This is a genomic window from Pedobacter nototheniae, from assembly GCF_032678625.1.
Lineage (GTDB): Bacteria > Bacteroidota > Bacteroidia > Sphingobacteriales > Sphingobacteriaceae > Pedobacter > Pedobacter nototheniae_A.
In genome coordinates this window covers 481974-498046 of record NZ_JAVTSO010000003.1, presented here as the reverse complement: position 1 = coordinate 498046, position 16073 = coordinate 481974, and the positions used below count along the sequence as shown (strand labels likewise).

17 protein-coding genes are annotated in these 16073 nt (G+C 37.3%); 15 read left to right on the top strand and 2 right to left on the bottom strand.

What is annotated here, in order from left to right:
* Nucleotides 1-12: 12 nt before the first annotated feature.
* Nucleotides 13-780: an SDR family NAD(P)-dependent oxidoreductase gene (locus R2Q77_RS12430; RefSeq protein WP_316804042.1), complete on the top strand. Its 768-nt coding sequence runs from the start codon at nt 13-15 to the stop codon at nt 778-780.
* Nucleotides 781-842: 62 nt separating this feature from the next.
* Here the strand turns inward: R2Q77_RS12430 and R2Q77_RS12425 are convergent, their stop codons facing one another.
* Nucleotides 843-1469, bottom strand: a complete 627-nt coding sequence (locus R2Q77_RS12425) for a carbonic anhydrase (protein WP_316804041.1) — start codon at nt 1467-1469, stop codon at nt 843-845.
* Nucleotides 1470-1499: 30 nt separating this feature from the next.
* A complete protein-coding gene (locus R2Q77_RS12420; protein ID WP_316804040.1) occupies nt 1500-2030 on the bottom strand; it encodes a flavodoxin family protein in 531 nt (176 codons plus the stop codon).
* 379 nt (nt 2031-2409) lie between these two features.
* Between R2Q77_RS12420 and R2Q77_RS12415 the strand changes: the two genes are divergently transcribed.
* From R2Q77_RS12415 to mraY, 14 genes are all read left to right on the top strand, one after another.
* Nucleotides 2410-2766 carry a hypothetical protein gene (locus R2Q77_RS12415; RefSeq protein ID WP_316804039.1) on the top strand — a complete coding sequence of 119 codons (357 nt, stop codon included), beginning with the start codon at nt 2410-2412 and terminating at the stop codon, nt 2764-2766.
* 527 nt (nt 2767-3293) lie between these two features.
* Nucleotides 3294-3809 carry a hypothetical protein gene (locus R2Q77_RS12410; protein WP_316804038.1) on the top strand — a complete coding sequence of 172 codons (516 nt, stop codon included), beginning with the start codon at nt 3294-3296 and terminating at the stop codon, nt 3807-3809.
* An 84-nt stretch (nt 3810-3893) separates the two neighbouring features.
* Nucleotides 3894-4328, top strand: coding sequence for a hypothetical protein (locus R2Q77_RS12405; RefSeq protein WP_316804037.1), 435 nt, complete (start codon nt 3894-3896; stop codon nt 4326-4328).
* A gap of 109 nt (nt 4329-4437) precedes the next feature.
* A complete protein-coding gene (locus tag R2Q77_RS12400; RefSeq protein WP_316804036.1) occupies nt 4438-5199 on the top strand; it encodes a glycosyltransferase family 2 protein in 762 nt (253 codons plus the stop codon).
* A 43-nt stretch (nt 5200-5242) separates the two neighbouring features.
* Nucleotides 5243-6331, top strand: a complete 1089-nt coding sequence (locus R2Q77_RS12395) for an MraY family glycosyltransferase (protein WP_316804035.1) — start codon at nt 5243-5245, stop codon at nt 6329-6331.
* A gap of 150 nt (nt 6332-6481) precedes the next feature.
* Nucleotides 6482-7477, top strand: a complete 996-nt coding sequence (gene gap, locus R2Q77_RS12390; RefSeq protein ID WP_316804034.1) for a type I glyceraldehyde-3-phosphate dehydrogenase — start codon at nt 6482-6484, stop codon at nt 7475-7477.
* An 11-nt stretch (nt 7478-7488) separates the two neighbouring features.
* Nucleotides 7489-7920 carry a GNAT family N-acetyltransferase gene (locus R2Q77_RS12385; RefSeq protein ID WP_316804033.1) on the top strand — a complete coding sequence of 144 codons (432 nt, stop codon included), beginning with the start codon at nt 7489-7491 and terminating at the stop codon, nt 7918-7920.
* A 16-nt stretch (nt 7921-7936) separates the two neighbouring features.
* Nucleotides 7937-9130: a phosphoglycerate kinase gene (locus R2Q77_RS12380; RefSeq protein ID WP_316804032.1), complete on the top strand. Its 1194-nt coding sequence runs from the start codon at nt 7937-7939 to the stop codon at nt 9128-9130.
* Nucleotides 9131-9360: 230 nt separating this feature from the next.
* Complete coding sequence (gene mraZ, locus R2Q77_RS12375; protein WP_131535895.1) at nt 9361-9828, top strand: division/cell wall cluster transcriptional repressor MraZ; 468 nt, start codon at nt 9361-9363, stop codon at nt 9826-9828.
* Nucleotides 9818-10723, top strand: coding sequence for a 16S rRNA (cytosine(1402)-N(4))-methyltransferase RsmH (gene rsmH / locus R2Q77_RS12370; protein WP_316804031.1), 906 nt, complete (start codon nt 9818-9820; stop codon nt 10721-10723). The genes mraZ and rsmH overlap by 11 nt, the downstream gene beginning before the upstream one ends.
* On the top strand, nt 10720-11142 hold the full coding sequence (locus R2Q77_RS12365) for an FtsL-like putative cell division protein (RefSeq protein ID WP_316804030.1): 423 nt from the start codon (nt 10720-10722) through the stop codon (nt 11140-11142). The genes rsmH and R2Q77_RS12365 overlap by 4 nt, the downstream gene beginning before the upstream one ends.
* Nucleotides 11132-13234, top strand: coding sequence for a penicillin-binding protein (locus R2Q77_RS12360; protein WP_316804029.1), 2103 nt, complete (start codon nt 11132-11134; stop codon nt 13232-13234). Before R2Q77_RS12365 ends, R2Q77_RS12360 begins: the two co-directional genes overlap by 11 nt.
* A gap of 83 nt (nt 13235-13317) precedes the next feature.
* Nucleotides 13318-14775, top strand: a complete 1458-nt coding sequence (locus R2Q77_RS12355) for a UDP-N-acetylmuramoyl-L-alanyl-D-glutamate--2,6-diaminopimelate ligase (RefSeq protein WP_316804028.1) — start codon at nt 13318-13320, stop codon at nt 14773-14775.
* A complete protein-coding gene (gene mraY, locus R2Q77_RS12350) occupies nt 14775-16022 on the top strand; it encodes a phospho-N-acetylmuramoyl-pentapeptide-transferase (RefSeq protein WP_316804027.1) in 1248 nt (415 codons plus the stop codon). The genes R2Q77_RS12355 and mraY overlap by 1 nt, the downstream gene beginning before the upstream one ends.
* Nucleotides 16023-16073 lie beyond the last annotated feature (51 nt).

Here is a 16073-nt window from a genome sequence, read left to right as displayed (position 1 = left end):
TTAACCCACAACATGTCTTTAAATATATTTGAATTAAAAGGTAAAACTGCCTTGGTAACCGGCTGTAAACGTGGTATTGGAATGGCAATGGCCATTGCTTTAGCCGAAGCCGGTGCCGATGTAATCGGTGTTTCAGCCAGTTTAGAATTGGACGGCAGCGCCATTGAAAAAGAAGTTACGGCTTTAGGTCGGAAATTTTATGCTTATCAATGCGATTTTAGCAAGCGTGATGCGGTGAATGATTTTATTAAGAAAGTAAAAGCCGATCATCCAACTATTGATATTTTAGTCAATAATGCCGGTACAATTTTACGTAAACCCATTGCCGAGCATCCTGATGAATATTGGGATGAAGTAATTGCTGTAAACCAAACGGCTCCATTTATTTTAACCCGCGAAATTGGTAAAGAAATGGTTGCAAGAGGTAGCGGAAAAGTAATCTTTACAGCTTCATTATTATCTTTTCAGGGCGGAATTACCGTTCCCGGATATGCAGCAAGTAAAGGTGCCATTGCATCTTTAACTAAGGCCTTTGCAAACGAATGGGCATCGAAAGGTGTAAATGTAAATGCAATTGCCCCAGGTTATATTGCTACGGATAACACTTCAGCTTTACGTGAAGATGAAGACCGGAGTGCTTCAATTTTATCCCGCATTCCTGCTGCGAGGTGGGGAACACCAGAAGATTTTAAAGGACCAACTGTTTTCTTAGCTTCAAAAGCAGGAGATTACGTACATGGTACCATTTTAACTGTAGACGGTGGCTGGATGGGAAGATAAGTTTTGAGTTAAAGTTTGGAGTTTTAAATTGTACAGCTTTCTAAAACTCCAAACCCTAAGCTCTAATACAGCTTATAAATCTCCATTATATTTTTCAAAATTGCATTAAAATCTATTTTCAGATCAATTAAACGGCCACTGTGGATGTCAAAAACCCACCCATGTACAGTTAAGCCACGATCGATAATTGCTTCCTGTACCGCTGCCGTTTTTAGCAGGTTAACACACTGTTCTTGCACATTTAACTCAACAAGCCTGTTGTAGCGTAAATCCTCATTTTCAATTTTATTTAATTCTTCATGATGTATGCGATATACATCCCTGATATTTCTTAGCCATGGATTTAAAATACCCAAATCTGCCGGTTGCATAGCCGCTTTAACACCTCCACAATTATAATGGCCGCAAACAACAATATGATTTACCTTCAAATGCCTCACCGCATAGTTCAGCACGGTCATTACATTTAAATCAACGTTGTTTACTAAATTGGCAATGTTGCGGTGTACAAATGCCTGCCCTGGCTGGATACCCATTAAATCTTCGGCCGTAACCCGACTGTCAGAACAGCCAATGTATAAAAATTCAGGGCTCTGGCCTTTCGCTAAATTGGTAAAATAATCTGGATCAATAGCCAGTTTACCGGCAATCCATTTTTCGTTATTTTTAAATACGTCTTCTACATTCATTTGTTTTAGCCATTAAATTATAAAATCGAATTACTGCTGCATAAAGTCATCTATTCTTTTTATAAAACTAAAAAAAGATTTCCTGATATTCATAAATTCCTCTTCAGGAACTGAACTTTCTGAATTAAAATAAACGTAACCACTAAAAACCATTTCCATATAATTTGCTGTCATGTAAAAAGGAGTTGTAAAGCCATCTGGTAATGTCCCGTCTGTACCTACTGCAATAACCTGCATGGTTTTTCCTTTTAAATTACGCCCAACTTCTTTATTTAATGTAACCCAATCCGTCAACCGGTCAAAAAAGGTTTTCATTCTTCCGCTCATGGCGTACCAGTAAATAGGAGTGGCAAATATAATGTGCTTATGGTATAAAATTTCTTTGGCAAAAGCATTAAAGCAATCTTCCGCAGGGTATTGATTTTCGTAATTATATGGAAGAAAATAATGTTCAACCAAATTAATTTGCGAATGTTCAATGCCCTCCATTAATCGGCTTACAAATTTTTGAGTATCTCCATTCAGCCGCGCACTTCCATTAATAATTAAAATATCCGCCATCTTAAATTTTTAAGAATAACAATCTCACCCACCGAAAGTTGAACTTTTTATAAGTTAATTTTCTTTCTGTCAAACGCCCTATATTTTTTATTTATTGATAATTGTTTTTGACTGAAGGAAATGAACCCTGTTTAGATAAAAAAGTCGCTTGAAATCTGAAATGGCAATTTTTTTGGCTAAAAAGCGTTATTTAAAACATTCGATCGATTAACTTCGCTGGATTTTTCAGATTTATTACTTGCTGTAGCCGATTTTTTTTATGGGGAAACCAAAATTATTATTTTACCTTTTTGTTGTCTGTTTTTTATTTTTAGTAAATAGTGTTCGAGCCCAGAACCAAAGACCATTATCGGGGTCTGGTTGCTTATCGGGAGGTAAAATGTACTACTCGTATACCCGAACTGTTTATCAAATGAATGGTAGCACCGTAACCGGATTCAGGTATCAATACAATAGCAGTCTTTATTATGATTTATTTACCACCTGTAATCCGGGAGATACCAAGACCTATTTCAGACAGGGTTCAGCAGCTCAACAACCCAGTCCAAATACAAATTCAAATACAAACATAGGTTGTGGTTTTGGTACTACTTTCGATACAGCCAATTCCGGTATCATGTACTATTTCACCGTTGTAGCTTGCCCTTTAGATGAATCGATCTATATTTTATTAGGGTTTGCCGGCGTAATGGGTTTCTTTTTTATCAGGCAGAAGAAATTTTCAGCTGGAGCATAAAATTATGGACCGCAAAATAATGCTTTCTCTGTGCATGTCATCTTAAAAATCCTTTTTTCAAAACGTTTATTTCTTCTTTAATTCTATTCAGCAGTTTTAGTATTTGCTAAAAATGCCACCTCATCGCGTTCAAAATAATAAACCAAAATGATGATTATCAATTTAGTTATTGATAAATGTCAAGCAAAACCGGGATTTATATTCCTTTTAGGAATACCCGATTTTTCATTAAAATTCGAAAAAGTTCGATTACAATTAGTTATGGCTGTTTTTTTTAGTTTTTGCTATGCTTGCATAATATCATAGCGCTGTCACATTCATTTTATTCATTTTATAAAACATTCTGTTTTTCTCACTTTTGTATTGTTAATAATACGAAAATATCCCGATTTTGAAAGTTTTTTATCAGGAAATGGCAACGTTTCCAACCACTCCCAACCATTGTACATATTGTTCTTTTAAGAAAAAAATTGTTGTACCGCATCTAATATTTAATTCAGTTTACTGTAAAATAGCATTGTAATATTGTGAATAAATTTATTTTCGCAATAGTATTTATTGCTTCCAGTTTTTTTAGTCCCAAAACCTTTTCGCAAAGCTATGGCGAAGGTTGTAAGGTAGAGAATGTTGTTTATACAAACTATTTAGGAGAGGCACGACCATATGGCTCAAGTAACCCGCTAACTAAGTTTTATCAAAAACCAGGGCCAAATATTCAGATCTGGTATAATAATAGTAACACGGGTTACAAATGCGGTTATATTAATTCTTATGGTTCGAGCAGTTATTGGGATGGTACAAAAAACGTTTCAATTCCTGCCCAAAATGAAATATTAGCCACCAAAGGAGATTGCGTTACTGCTGCGACTTTAGGAGGAAGTATTACCGGTAATGGTGTATTGGTTGATTATAAAGTAAATGATCCTACCTATTGCAGTAGTCCTCCAACAAATAATCTACCCATAGATGATTATATGCCGGGCGTAATACTCTTGGCAGGTGGTATAGGTGTGTTTTTTATTAAAAAGCAAATATTAGCTTAAGCATGCTGCTTAACCATTAAATGAACAAAAAGAACGGCTTTTAGCTGATAAACACGACGTAAATTAGGGCATTGTCTCTGATTTATGAAAAAGTTAAAGTATCTCGTGGTTATATTTAGTTTACTTGCAATTCCTTTTGCAGGGAAATCTCAAACAGGCTGCTTAGTACCTACCGGAGATGTATACACCGTGCCAGAAGGATCTTTGGTTAATGCCATTTTAGGCTTATTAGTGGGTCCTGGATATAAAGGAAGCCCGTCTCCCAGTTCAACGGTATGTGTTAATAACACCATGACAACATATATTCCCGATAATTCAAAAAACTGTAGAGTTTGTACAGGTGGTGGGTTTACCATAGTTATTGCGGGCGTATTGGTTACTTGCGGCACCACTTTAATTGATGGTAAAGTTGCAACGGCCACTATCATAGGTTGCAGTCTCGATGATTATTCATGGACTTTGAGTTTAGCCGCAGGAATATTTGGTTTCGTGCTGATTCGGAGAAGAGTGAAATTTTAATATTCTACTAGCATTTTAATTTACAGGAATTATTGCCCATTATCACTGAATTTTAGTTGAGATATTTATCTTTATGGCAATAGTGCTTAATCAATGATAAGCATTTTTAATGATGAAGATATCCCTGATCACCGTAGTTTATAATGCCGAAACTTATTTAGAAGATTGCATCCGGTCAATCTTATCTCAAAATAATAATGACTTAGAATATATTGTCATCGATGGAGGATCAACCGACGGTACGCAGGCAATAATTGAAAAATACCGCTCCAATATCGATCATTTTATATCTGAAAAGGATAATGGACTTTATGATGCGATAAATAAAGGAATTGGATTGGCTTCAGGCGAAATTGTGGGTTTGCTAAATTCGGATGACATGTTTGCAGAAAGGGATGTGTTAAGCGATATAGCCCGTGTATTTGAGGATAATCCGGCTGTTGAAGGCCTTTACGGTGATCTTAATTATGTTAATGCAACAAATGAAAAGATCATCAGAAAGTGGATTTCGAAACCCGCAGATTTTAACGACATAGAAAAGGGTTGGATGCCGGCACACCCGACATTATATTTAAAAAAATCATTATTTAAAGAATACGGACTATATGCATTGGATATGGGCACAGCTGCAGACTACGATTTAATACTGCGCTATTTTCATACTTATAAAATAAAAACAACTTATTTGCCCCGTTTGATGGTAAATATGCGTACAGGAGGAGTAAGTAATCAATCTCTTAAAAGTAGGTTTAAGGCCATATTCAATGATTACAAAGCACTCAAAAGAAATAAAATTCCTAATCCATTGTCAGTTTTATTTAAAAAGAAATTTTTAAAGTTAAACCAGTTCACCAGCTTCCGGTCTGAGTAATTAAAGGTATATCGTTATATTTGTTTCCCCTAATCATCCCATTTTGTTAAAAGAACTTGTAAATACTCATCCAGAGTTTTTCTATTTAGCTATAGCATTGCTTGCCTTTTCGGTGGTGTTGTTTAGCGTTCCGTCTGTTATTTATACTTCGCTGAAATATAATCTCTTTGATCGTAATGATTTACACCGTAAAAATCATAAGCGAAATATTTCCCGCTTAGGAGGTTTAGCAATTGTAGGTAGTTTTACAATCAGCATTCTGCTTTTTTCTACCCTGATTAATTTTAAGGAAGCAAATTTTTTAATTGTTTCCTGCCTGATATTATCTGCGCTGGGCTTAAAAGACGACGTTCACGGAACAAACACGAGCACAAAGTTTATATTGCAGCTTTTAGTTGCCTTTATTCTGGTGTTTTTTGGAAGTTTTAGGCTTACCAGTTTATATGGAGTGCTCAATATTGGAGATATGAATATGCTTTGGGGCGGCGTTTTTTCTGTTATCCTGATCATTTTTTTAAACAATGCGTTTAACCTAATCGATGGAATTGACGGTTTAGCGGCAACCATTGGTATTATTGCAACCCTTACTTTTGGTATTTTGTTTTCGTTAATGAATGCAGTACCATACGCTTTTATCGCTTTTGCAATTGCCGGTGCAATTGGAGGCTTTTTAAAATTTAACTGGTATCCGGCAAAAATATTTATGGGCGATACAGGCGCACTTATAACGGGTTTAATTTGTGCCGCATTGGCCATAAAGTTTATTGAACTAAATAAGTTTACCAGTGCTTTTACTCCAGAATATTTTTCAGCGCCAGCCATAGCGGTGTCTATTTTAATTGTGCCGATTTTCGATTCATTAAGAATTTTTTGCATACGCATTTTAAAAGGAAAATCGCCGTTTAGAGGAGATCGTAACCATATACATCACCGGCTGGAAAAGCTTGGTTTAAAGCCAAATGAAATTGTATGGCTAACCTCAGGATTAAACGTAGGCATTATTGTGTTAACCATCCTGCTTCAAAATCTGGGTAATTTTTTGTTAATTTTCTTACTGATTGGAATTTGTGTCGTATTTAATTCGATTATTACAATTAAGTTAAATAAAAAACAATTCAACAAAATAAATTAACATCTTCATGTTTAATATTTTGAAATATAGCGACTTATGTTTTGTTGCGTTGTGCTTATTCAAGGTAGTGTAAACGCTTGGTTTAATAGCACTGCTTTAGCAGGTCAAATATCAAAATAAACACTAATTTTGCGCTCTAATTTTATAAGAATGAGATTGGCAATTAATGGTTTTGGAAGGATAGGAAGAACATTTTTACGTTTGGCTTTAGCCGAAGGCTTTGATGTTGTCGCGATTAATGATTTAGCAGATGCTAAAACAATGGCTCATCTTTTTAAATATGATACCGTTCATGGCGTTTTTAAAGGAAAGGTTAATGCTGCTCCGGATGCCATTTTAATAAACGAATTCTCTATTCCTGTTTTTGCAATTAAAAATGCGGATGAACTTCCCTGGGAAGCGTTAAGGGTAGATTTGGTTATAGATTGCACCGGTAAAAACTTAGATCGTGAATCTGCACAAAAACACCTTACTTCTGGCGCAAAACAGGTTTTAATATCAGCTCCTGCAGCAGAGGATATCCCGATGGTGGTATTGGGTGTAAATGATCAAACCCTGGATTTAAACAGTCCGGTTTTATCCAATGCAAGCTGTACAACCAACAACATAGCGCCCATGATTAAAATTTTAAATGATAACTGGGGCGTAGAAGAAGGTTACATTACAACCATCCATTCTATGACTGGAGATCAAAACCTTCACGATGCCAACCACAAAGATTTACGCAGGGCAAGGGCGGCCTCATCATCTATTATTCCAACCACAACTGGGGCAGCAAAAGCAATTACACATATTTTTCCAGAACTTGACGGCCGCTTAGGTGGAGCAGGAATTCGCGTTCCTGTTTTAAACGGCTCATTAACAGATTTTACCTGTCTTTTAAAGCAAAAAACATCAGTTGCTGAAATTAACGAGGCATTTAAAAAAGCCGCTGAAGGAGAATTAAAAACGGTTTTAGAATATACCGAAGATCCGATTGTATCCGTTGATATTATAGATAATCCACATTCTTGTATATTTGATGCACAACTTACATCAATTGTGGGCGATTTGGTTAAAGTAGTAGGTTGGTACGATAATGAGTATGGTTACAGTAGTCGGTTAATTGATTTAGTAAAAAAGATAGGAGCTAAAAAGAACGCATAAATTAATAAAAGATGGTCAAATTTATTCAGTCTGATGAAGTATTGCCCTTAAGAAGCCTGGTTTTGAGAAATGGTAAACCGTTTTCGGAATGTATTTTTGAAGGCGATGATCAATACGATACTTTTCATTTAGGTTTTGTTGTGGATGACCAGGTTAAATCTATAGCCAGTTTTATGAAAAATGACTTTTTTGAAGATCAGGGTTCAGGTTATCAGCTTCGGGGTATGGCTACGCATCCTGATTTTGGCGGGAAAGGTTACGGGGCAGCGCTGATTCTTTTTGCTGTAGATTATTTAAAAGAGTACCAAACAGATTATTTATGGTGCAATGCACGCTCAAGTGCCGCATCATTTTACAAGAAATTAGGCTTTTCAACAGATTCACCTGAATTTGACATTCCCGGAATAGGCTTCCATTACGAAATGAAATTAAACTTAAAATAATCACAAAATAAAATATATGAAAACGATAGACCAGTTAAACTTTAAGGATAAAAAAGCCCTGATTCGTGTAGATTTTAATGTGCCTTTAGGTGCAGATTTTAAAATTACTGATGATAAAAGAATGCGCGCAGCCTTGCCAACGATTACCAAAATTTTAAATGATGGCGGTTCGGTTATTTTGATGTCGCATTTAGGTCGCCCTAAAGATGGTCCAACAGATAAATATTCATTAAAACATATCCTTGGAGATTTATCGCGTATGTTAGATCTTGAAGTAAAATTTGCGGATGATTGCATTGGCGAAAGCGCGGTAAGCCAGGCTAAAAATTTATTTCCAGGAGAAGTTTTATTGCTGGAAAATCTTCGTTTTTATAAAGAAGAGGAGAAAGGTGATGTGGCTTTTGCGGAGAAATTATCTAAACTGGGTGATGTTTATGTGAATGATGCCTTCGGTACAGCACACCGTGCACATGCCTCTACAGCAGTAATTGCTCAGTTTTTTCCTGACGCCAAATATTTTGGTTATTTAATGGCTTCGGAAGTTGCAAATGCAGAAAAAATATTAAATCACGCAGAAAGACCATTTACGGCAATTATGGGTGGCGCTAAAGTTTCAGATAAAATTCTTTTAATTGAAAAATTATTAGAAAAAGTAGATAACCTGATTATTGGCGGTGGTATGGCTTACACTTTTGCAAAAGCACAGGGCGGCGAAATTGGTACCTCACTTTTAGAAGCCGATAAACAAGAACTTTCTTTAGAGTTAATTGAAAAAGCCAAAGCAAAAGGGGTAAACCTGATTTTACCTGTTGATACCGTTATTGCAGATAAATTTGCAAACGATGCAGCTAAAAAAGACGTAGATTCTGGCCACATTCCGGCAGACTGGATGGGCTTGGATATCGGCCCGAAATCTGTTGCTTTATTCGAAGAAGTAATTAAAAATTCTAAAACATTATTGTGGAATGGACCAATGGGTGTTTTCGAAATGGAAAACTTCCAGGTTGGAACCAAAGCTGTTGCTGAAGCAGTAGTTGCTGCAACAAAAAATAATGGTGCATTTTCATTAATTGGCGGCGGCGATTCTGCTGCAGCAATCGCAAAATTTGGCTTAGAAGATGAAGTAAGTTATGTTTCTACTGGCGGTGGCGCTTTGTTAGAATATATGGAAGGAAAAGAATTGCCAGGCGTAAAAGCAATCAATGAATAACTAATTTACAATCAGGCTGATAAAATTTATTTTTACCCGCTTTTAAGGCACTGGCTTTTTAAAAACCGCCAAATCAATACTGATTTGGCGGTTTTTTTATTGTAATTTGCTGAGCTTTTTTAGGGGCTTGGTGGGAGAAATGTGGTGTTGAAAACTTTTTTGTGGTAAAAAGTGGTAAAATGTGGTAGAACTATTTACTTTTACACTACATAAAAAGTGTAGATACCACTATGACTCAACTTTTGGGAGAATTTGATTGTAAACTTGACGCGAAAGGCCGCCTTATGGTGCCTGCTTCGCTTAAGAAGCAATTGCCCGAAGCCGAGCGTGATGGATTGGTAATTAACCGTGGTTTTGAAAAGCATTTGGTTATTTATCCTAAAAAAGTATGGGATGAAATTGTAGCCGATTTAAGTAAGCTAAATCAGTACGAAAAGAAAACCCGTGAGTTTATTCGCTTTTTTACACGTGGTGCATCTGAGTTAACACTTGATGCTTCCGGACGTGTGTTGTTGCCAAAATCTTTATTGGAATTTGCGGGCATCAGTGGTGATGTCGTGCTGGCCTGTCAGTTTAATAAAATTGAAGTATGGGCCAAATCGGCTTATGATGATTTGCTTGATAATGAACCTGAAAACTTTGCTAATCTGGCAGAGGAAGTAATGGGTGGAAAGAAAGGAGTTGTAGATGGAGAATAGTTATCACGTGCCGGTAATGTTGCAGCCTTGCATTGAGGGATTAAATATTAAGCCCGACGGGGTTTATGTTGATGTTACTTTCGGTGGCGGTGGGCACTCAAAAGAAATTTTAAAACATTTAGGTCCTAACGGAAGGTTGATCGCTTTTGATCAGGATTTAGATGCACAAAAGAACATCCCTGCTGATGAGCGATTTATCTTTATCGATCAGAACTTTGGATTTCTTAAAAATAACCTTCGTTTAAAAGGTTTCAGGCAGGTTGATGGTATTTTAGCTGATCTTGGTGTTTCTTCACATCAGTTTGATCAGGCAGAACGTGGTTTTTCCATTCGCCATAACGCAGATCTCGATATGCGTATGGATCAGCATGGTAAGTTAACTGCGGCAGAAGTTTTAAATACTTATCCGGAAGCTCAGCTGCATAAAATTTTTGGCATTTACGGTGAGGTTAAAAATGCAAAATCATTGGCCCGTGCGGTCGTTACAGCCCGTTTAGAAAAGCCTTTTACGGATATTGATAGCTTTAAAACTGCCATTTCGGGTTTTGTTCCAAAAGGAAAAGAAAATAAATATCTGGCCCAGGTGTTTCAGGCTTTGCGTATAGAGGTGAATGCGGAAATGCGTGTGTTGGAAGATTTCTTGTTGCAAACTGCCGAGGTTTTAAAACCTGAAGGTCGCCTGGTTGTAATGTCTTACCATTCTTTGGAAGATAGACCGGTTAAAAATTTTATGGCAAAAGGCAAGTTTCAGGGCGAAGTGGATAAAGACTTTTTTGGCAACCAGCAAAAGCCTTTTAATGTAATTACTCGTAAAGCAATTGTAGCATCTGATGAAGAAATAGCGCGGAACAACAGGGCGCGGAGTGCAAAATTAAGAATTGCAGAAAAGATATGAACAGGTTTAGGGAAGATATAGAAGAAGAGGAAATAGGGCCTGAACCAGAGTTGAAGGCTCCTCCAAAAAGGGCTAAAACAGCTGAAGAGAAAATGGATAGCAATTCATTTATCAGTAAGCTTTTTAATGATGGGTTAGTAACGAAAGAGGCGGCAACAAATGCTCTGCCTTATTTGTGTTTTTTGGCCTTTTTAGGAATGATCTATATCGCCAACAGCCACTTTGCGGTAAATAATGTACGCCGTATTGATAAGTTGAATAAAGAAGTAAAAGAATTAAGATGGGAGTATAAATCTTTAAAAGCCGACCTCATGTTTAAAAGCAAACTAACTGAGGTAGCTAAAAAGGTTGATACCCTTGGAATAAAGGAACTAATTGAGCCACCCAAAAAAATAATTGTTAAAAGCGATGAATATTAGAGCAAACATATTGCTTCGTGTATATCTGGCATTTGGCTTAATTGTGCTTTTTGCGCTGGCGGTATTTCTACGTTTAGGGCAGGTGCAATTTGTACAGGGGCATAAATGGAAAGCTATGGCTGATAGTCTTTCTACAAGATATGTAAATGTTGAGGCCACGCGCGGCAACATTTATTCTAACGATGGAAGTTTGCTGGCAACTTCGGTGCCTGAGTATGAGTTGCGTATGGATATGTACGCGGGAGGAATTCAGGACGACAAAGTTTTTAATGAAAAGGTAGATTCTTTAGGAATGAAATTATCCCAGTTGTTTCAGGATAAAACGCCCAAAGAATATGCACGTTACCTGCGCACTGGCCGTCAGGACAGTGCCCGCTATTTGTTGATTCACCGTAAGGTTGGTTATGCAGATTTAAAAACCATCCGGACATTTCCATTATACAATATAGGGAAGTTTAGCGGAGGTTTAATTGCTGTACAGCAGAACAAACGCATTTTGCCATTTAAAGCACTTGCTGCGCGTACCATTGGCTACAAAAATGAAAATGTAAAAAATGGTGTTGGTTTGGAAGGTGCTTACAAGGAATATATTAATGGTGAGACGGGTAAAAGATTAATGCAGCGTATTGCCGGTGGGGTTTACATTCCGGTTAACGAAGAAGCAGAGGTTGCACCTAAAGATGGAGCAGATATTATTTCTACCATTGATGTAAACATGCAGGATTTGGCGCAAAGTGCGTTGGAGAAACAGCTAATCAAGTCGCAGGCCGATCATGGTACAGTGATATTGATGGAAGTGGCAACAGGTGAAATCCGTGCAGTAGCCAATTTTTCTAAAGTAGAAGAAGGGGTGTATAAAGAGCAGTTCAATTATGCTATAGCGGGTAATCAGGATCCCGGATCAACTTTTAAACTCGCTTCTTACATGGCGCTTTTGGAAGATAAACTCATAGATACCAATACGATGATTGGCACAGGGTATTACCAGATCCCTGGAAAGTTAATCACGGATTCGCATCCAAAAATTGAAACGGTTACAGCCAAAAAGGCCTTTGAAACGTCTTCCAATGCTGCAATCGCAAAGCTGATCAATACGCATTATGGCAGTGATCCGATAAAATTTACCGATCACCTGTATGATTGGCAGCTGAACAAAAGAATGGAGCTGCAGATTCCTGGTGAGGCAATGCCAGTGGTTAAAAACCCTAAAACGAACAAAAGCTGGAACAAAAATATGACGCTGCCGCAGATGGCTTATGGTTATGAGATGCAGTTAACGCCATTAAAGATGCTTGTCATGTATAATGCCGTGGCTAACAATGGTAAAATGATAGCGCCAATTTTTGTAAAAGAGATTAGAAGGCTGGGTAATCCAATTGAGCAGTTTAAGGCCAGGGTAATTAACGATAAAATATGTTCGGATGTAACCCTGAGTAAGATTAAGAAAATGTTGGAAGGTGTGGTAACTGAAGGTAGCGGAAAACAGATTGTTTACAATCCATTATATCCGATTGCTGGTAAAACGGGTACTGCACAAGTTGCTGATGCAAATAAAGGATATAAGGCGAAGAAAGAGTATCAGGCTTCTTTCGTAGGGTATTTTCCAGCTGATAAACCTAAATATTCTTTAATAGTAGTAATTAACGATCCTAAAGGCGCTTATTATGGCGCTACGGTTTCGGGGCCTGTTTTCAGGGAAATTGCTGACAGGATTTATGCCAGCGATATGCAAATGTATAATGATCCTCCAGCCACTTTGGTTGGTAATACGGGTAACCCACCAACAAAAGCCGGACAAAGTAAAGCTACTCAGAAAGTATATAAGGCATTTGGATTTAAACCTCTTTTTGCATCTAAATCTGAGTATTACAATACAATTGATACCAGCGCCGGAACGGTATTCCAGGAAAATAACGAGCATAAAGGTGTAATGCCAAATGTGGCTGGCATGGGCTTAAAAGATGCTTTATATCTTTTGGGTAATGCGGGGCTAAAAACCAAAGTGGTGGGCTCAGGTAAAGTAGTTACCCAATCTATACTTGCCGGAACAAAGGTTGGAAAAGGATTGGGCGTAGAAATAATGTTAGAATAACTAATGTAGAATTGAAGAAATGAAAGCGATTGCCTTTAAACATTCAACAACTCATACATTAAACTCAATAATTAATAAATAGCATGCAATTACAGGATTTACTTTATGGCGTAACAATACAGGAGTTGGTTGGTAAAACCGATAGAAGTATTCGTGCGCTAAATTTTGATTCCCGTAAAATAGAAAAGGATGATGTTTTTTTCGCTATAGTAGGCACCACAGTTGATGCCCATAGCTACATCGATCAAACGATTAGGCAGGGTGCTACAGTAATTATTTGTGAAGTATTGCCCGCGCATATCAACACAGAAATTACTTATGTAAAGGTTCTTAATTCATCGGTTGCCCTCGGTATTATGGCGGGTAATTTCTTCGGAAATCCTTCTGCTGCTTTAAAACTTATTGGTATTACCGGAACCAATGGTAAAACAACTATAGCAACCATTTTATTTAAACTTTTTAAAGATTTAGGTTATAAAACCGGATTGTTATCAACGGTAGAAAACTACATTCAGGATGTGGTTGTTGCGGCTACACATACAACACCCAATCCTATTGCCTTAAACGCCTTATTAAAGGATATGGTTGATGCCGGTTGCGATTATTGCTTTATGGAAGTAAGTTCTCATGCGGTTGCCCAACATCGTATAGAAGGTTTAACTTTTGCTGGCGGTGTTTTTTCTAATTTAACGCACGATCACCTTGACTTTCATAAAACTTTTGACAGTTATTTAAAAGCTAAAAAGGCATTTTTTGATGGTTTGTCTAAATCTGCTTTCGCATTAACCAATATCGATGATAAAAACGGTATGGTTATGCTGCAAAATACTAAAGCAAATAAAAAGACTTATGCGCTTAAACAGCTTGCCGATTTTAAAGCGAAAATTATAGAAAACCAGTTTAGTGGTTTACACCTGGATATTGATAATGAAGATGTTTACTTTAAACTGGTAGGCTCTTTTAATGCTTATAATTTACTGGCCGTTTATGGTACAGCTATTCTTTTAGGACAGGATAAATTAAAGGTTTTAACTCTTTTAAGCCGTTTAAATGGGGCAGAGGGGCGCTTTGATTACATTACTTCTCCAGATGGTATTATTGGTATTGTGGATTATGCACATACACCTGATGCGGTGCAAAACGTATTGAGTACCATTGCAAACATTCGTAAAGGAACCGAGCAGGTAATTACGGTAATTGGCTGTGGTGGCGATCGTGATAAAACAAAACGCCCAATTATGGCTCAAGTGGCCTGCGATTGGAGTGATAAGGTTATTCTTACCGCTGATAATCCACGTACCGAAGATCCGCAAAGTATTATTACAGAAATGGAAGCCGGTGTATCACCAACAAATAAACGAAAAACGATATCCATTTTGGATAGAAAGGAAGCCATAAAAACCGCTTGTCTTTTGGCAAAAAGCGGAGATATTATTCTTGTAGCCGGAAAAGGCCACGAAAAATATCAGGAAATAAATGGGGTAAGAAACCATTTTGACGATAAAGAATTATTGATTGAACAACTAAACCCAACACGCTAATGTTATATTTATTATTCGAATACCTGCATAAGCATTATGACATTCCGGGATTAAGGTTGTTTCAATACATCACATTCCGTGCATCAATTTCTATTATCCTGTCTTTAATTATTACAACAGTTTATGGCCGTAGGATTATTGATTTCTTGCACAAAATGCAGGTTGGAGAAACGGTAAGGAATTTGGGTTTGGAAGGGCAAATGCAAAAACAGGGTACGCCAACAATGGGTGGTATCATGATTTTATTGGGTATTCTGATTCCAACTATTTTATTTGCCAACATTACCAATGTATATGTTATCCTCATGATTGTAACCACAGTTTGGATGGGGGCAATTGGTTTTCTGGATGATTATATTAAAGTATTCAAAAAAAATAAAGAGGGTTTAGCCGGCCGCTTTAAAGTTGTTGGCCAGGTAGGATTAGGTTTGATTATAGGGTGGACAATGTATTACAACCCTAATATTGTGGTAAGAGAAACCGTTCAGGATAATGTTAAAAATACTTCTTCGGTGCCCATGGTTTTACGCCAAAAGGGCGAAACTTTCTATTACACACAAGATGTAAAATCGACCAAAACCAATATGCCTTTTTATAAGAACAATGAGTTCGATTATGCAAAGGTGCTTAAGTTTTTGGGTGATGGGTACGAGAAATATGCATTTATTGTATTCCTGGCTTTCACGGTTTTTATTATTACGGCCGTATCAAACGGAGCGAATATTACTGATGGTATAGATGGACTGGCAACGGGCACATCAGCCATTATCGGTACCACGCTGGGTATCCTGGCGTATGTTTCGGGTAATACCGTTATGGCAGATTACCTCAATATTATGTATATCCCCAATTCGGGAGAGCTGATGATTTTTGCAGGCGCTTTTGTTGGGGCATGTGTAGGGTTTCTGTGGTATAACTCTTACCCGGCACAGGTTTTTATGGGCGATACAGGAAGTTTGGCTATTGGTGGTATCATCGCTGCATTTGCAATTATGATCCGCAAAGAACTTCTGATTCCAATTTTATGCGGATTATTCTTAGTTGAGCTGGTATCGGTCATTATGCAGGTTTCTTACTTTAAATACACCAAGAAGAAATTTGGAGAAGGCCGAAGGATTTTCCTGATGTCGCCTTTACATCATCATTATCAAAAGAAAGGGTACCACGAAGCAAAAATTGTAACTCGTTTCTGGATTATAGGAATTATGCTGGCCATTATGACCATTGTTACCCTAAAATTGAGGTAGAAAACACCTGGCGAAAAAGAAAAACTAAGGTAAGCTAAGGCCCTGGATAGA

Coding starts and splice junctions, on each gene's coding strand:
- gap (WP_316804034.1), top strand. CDS start 6,482: ATGAGATTGGCAATTAATGGTTTTGGAAGGATAGGAAGAACATTTTTA.
- R2Q77_RS12425 (WP_316804041.1), bottom strand. CDS start 1,469: ATGAATGTAGAAGACGTATTTAAAAATAACGAAAAATGGATTGCCGGT.
- R2Q77_RS12400 (WP_316804036.1), top strand. CDS start 4,438: ATGATGAAGATATCCCTGATCACCGTAGTTTATAATGCCGAAACTTAT.
- R2Q77_RS12415 (WP_316804039.1), top strand. CDS start 2,410: ATGTACTACTCGTATACCCGAACTGTTTATCAAATGAATGGTAGCACC.
- R2Q77_RS12420 (WP_316804040.1), bottom strand. CDS start 2,030: ATGGCGGATATTTTAATTATTAATGGAAGTGCGCGGCTGAATGGAGAT.
- mraZ (WP_131535895.1), top strand. CDS start 9,361: ATGACTCAACTTTTGGGAGAATTTGATTGTAAACTTGACGCGAAAGGC.
- R2Q77_RS12360 (WP_316804029.1), top strand. CDS start 11,132: ATGAATATTAGAGCAAACATATTGCTTCGTGTATATCTGGCATTTGGC.
- R2Q77_RS12380 (WP_316804032.1), top strand. CDS start 7,937: ATGAAAACGATAGACCAGTTAAACTTTAAGGATAAAAAAGCCCTGATT.
- mraY (WP_316804027.1), top strand. CDS start 14,775: ATGTTATATTTATTATTCGAATACCTGCATAAGCATTATGACATTCCG.
- R2Q77_RS12355 (WP_316804028.1), top strand. CDS start 13,318: ATGCAATTACAGGATTTACTTTATGGCGTAACAATACAGGAGTTGGTT.
- R2Q77_RS12385 (WP_316804033.1), top strand. CDS start 7,489: ATGGTCAAATTTATTCAGTCTGATGAAGTATTGCCCTTAAGAAGCCTG.
- R2Q77_RS12365 (WP_316804030.1), top strand. CDS start 10,720: ATGAACAGGTTTAGGGAAGATATAGAAGAAGAGGAAATAGGGCCTGAA.
- rsmH (WP_316804031.1), top strand. CDS start 9,818: ATGGAGAATAGTTATCACGTGCCGGTAATGTTGCAGCCTTGCATTGAG.
- R2Q77_RS12405 (WP_316804037.1), top strand. CDS start 3,894: ATGAAAAAGTTAAAGTATCTCGTGGTTATATTTAGTTTACTTGCAATT.
- R2Q77_RS12430 (WP_316804042.1), top strand. CDS start 13: ATGTCTTTAAATATATTTGAATTAAAAGGTAAAACTGCCTTGGTAACC.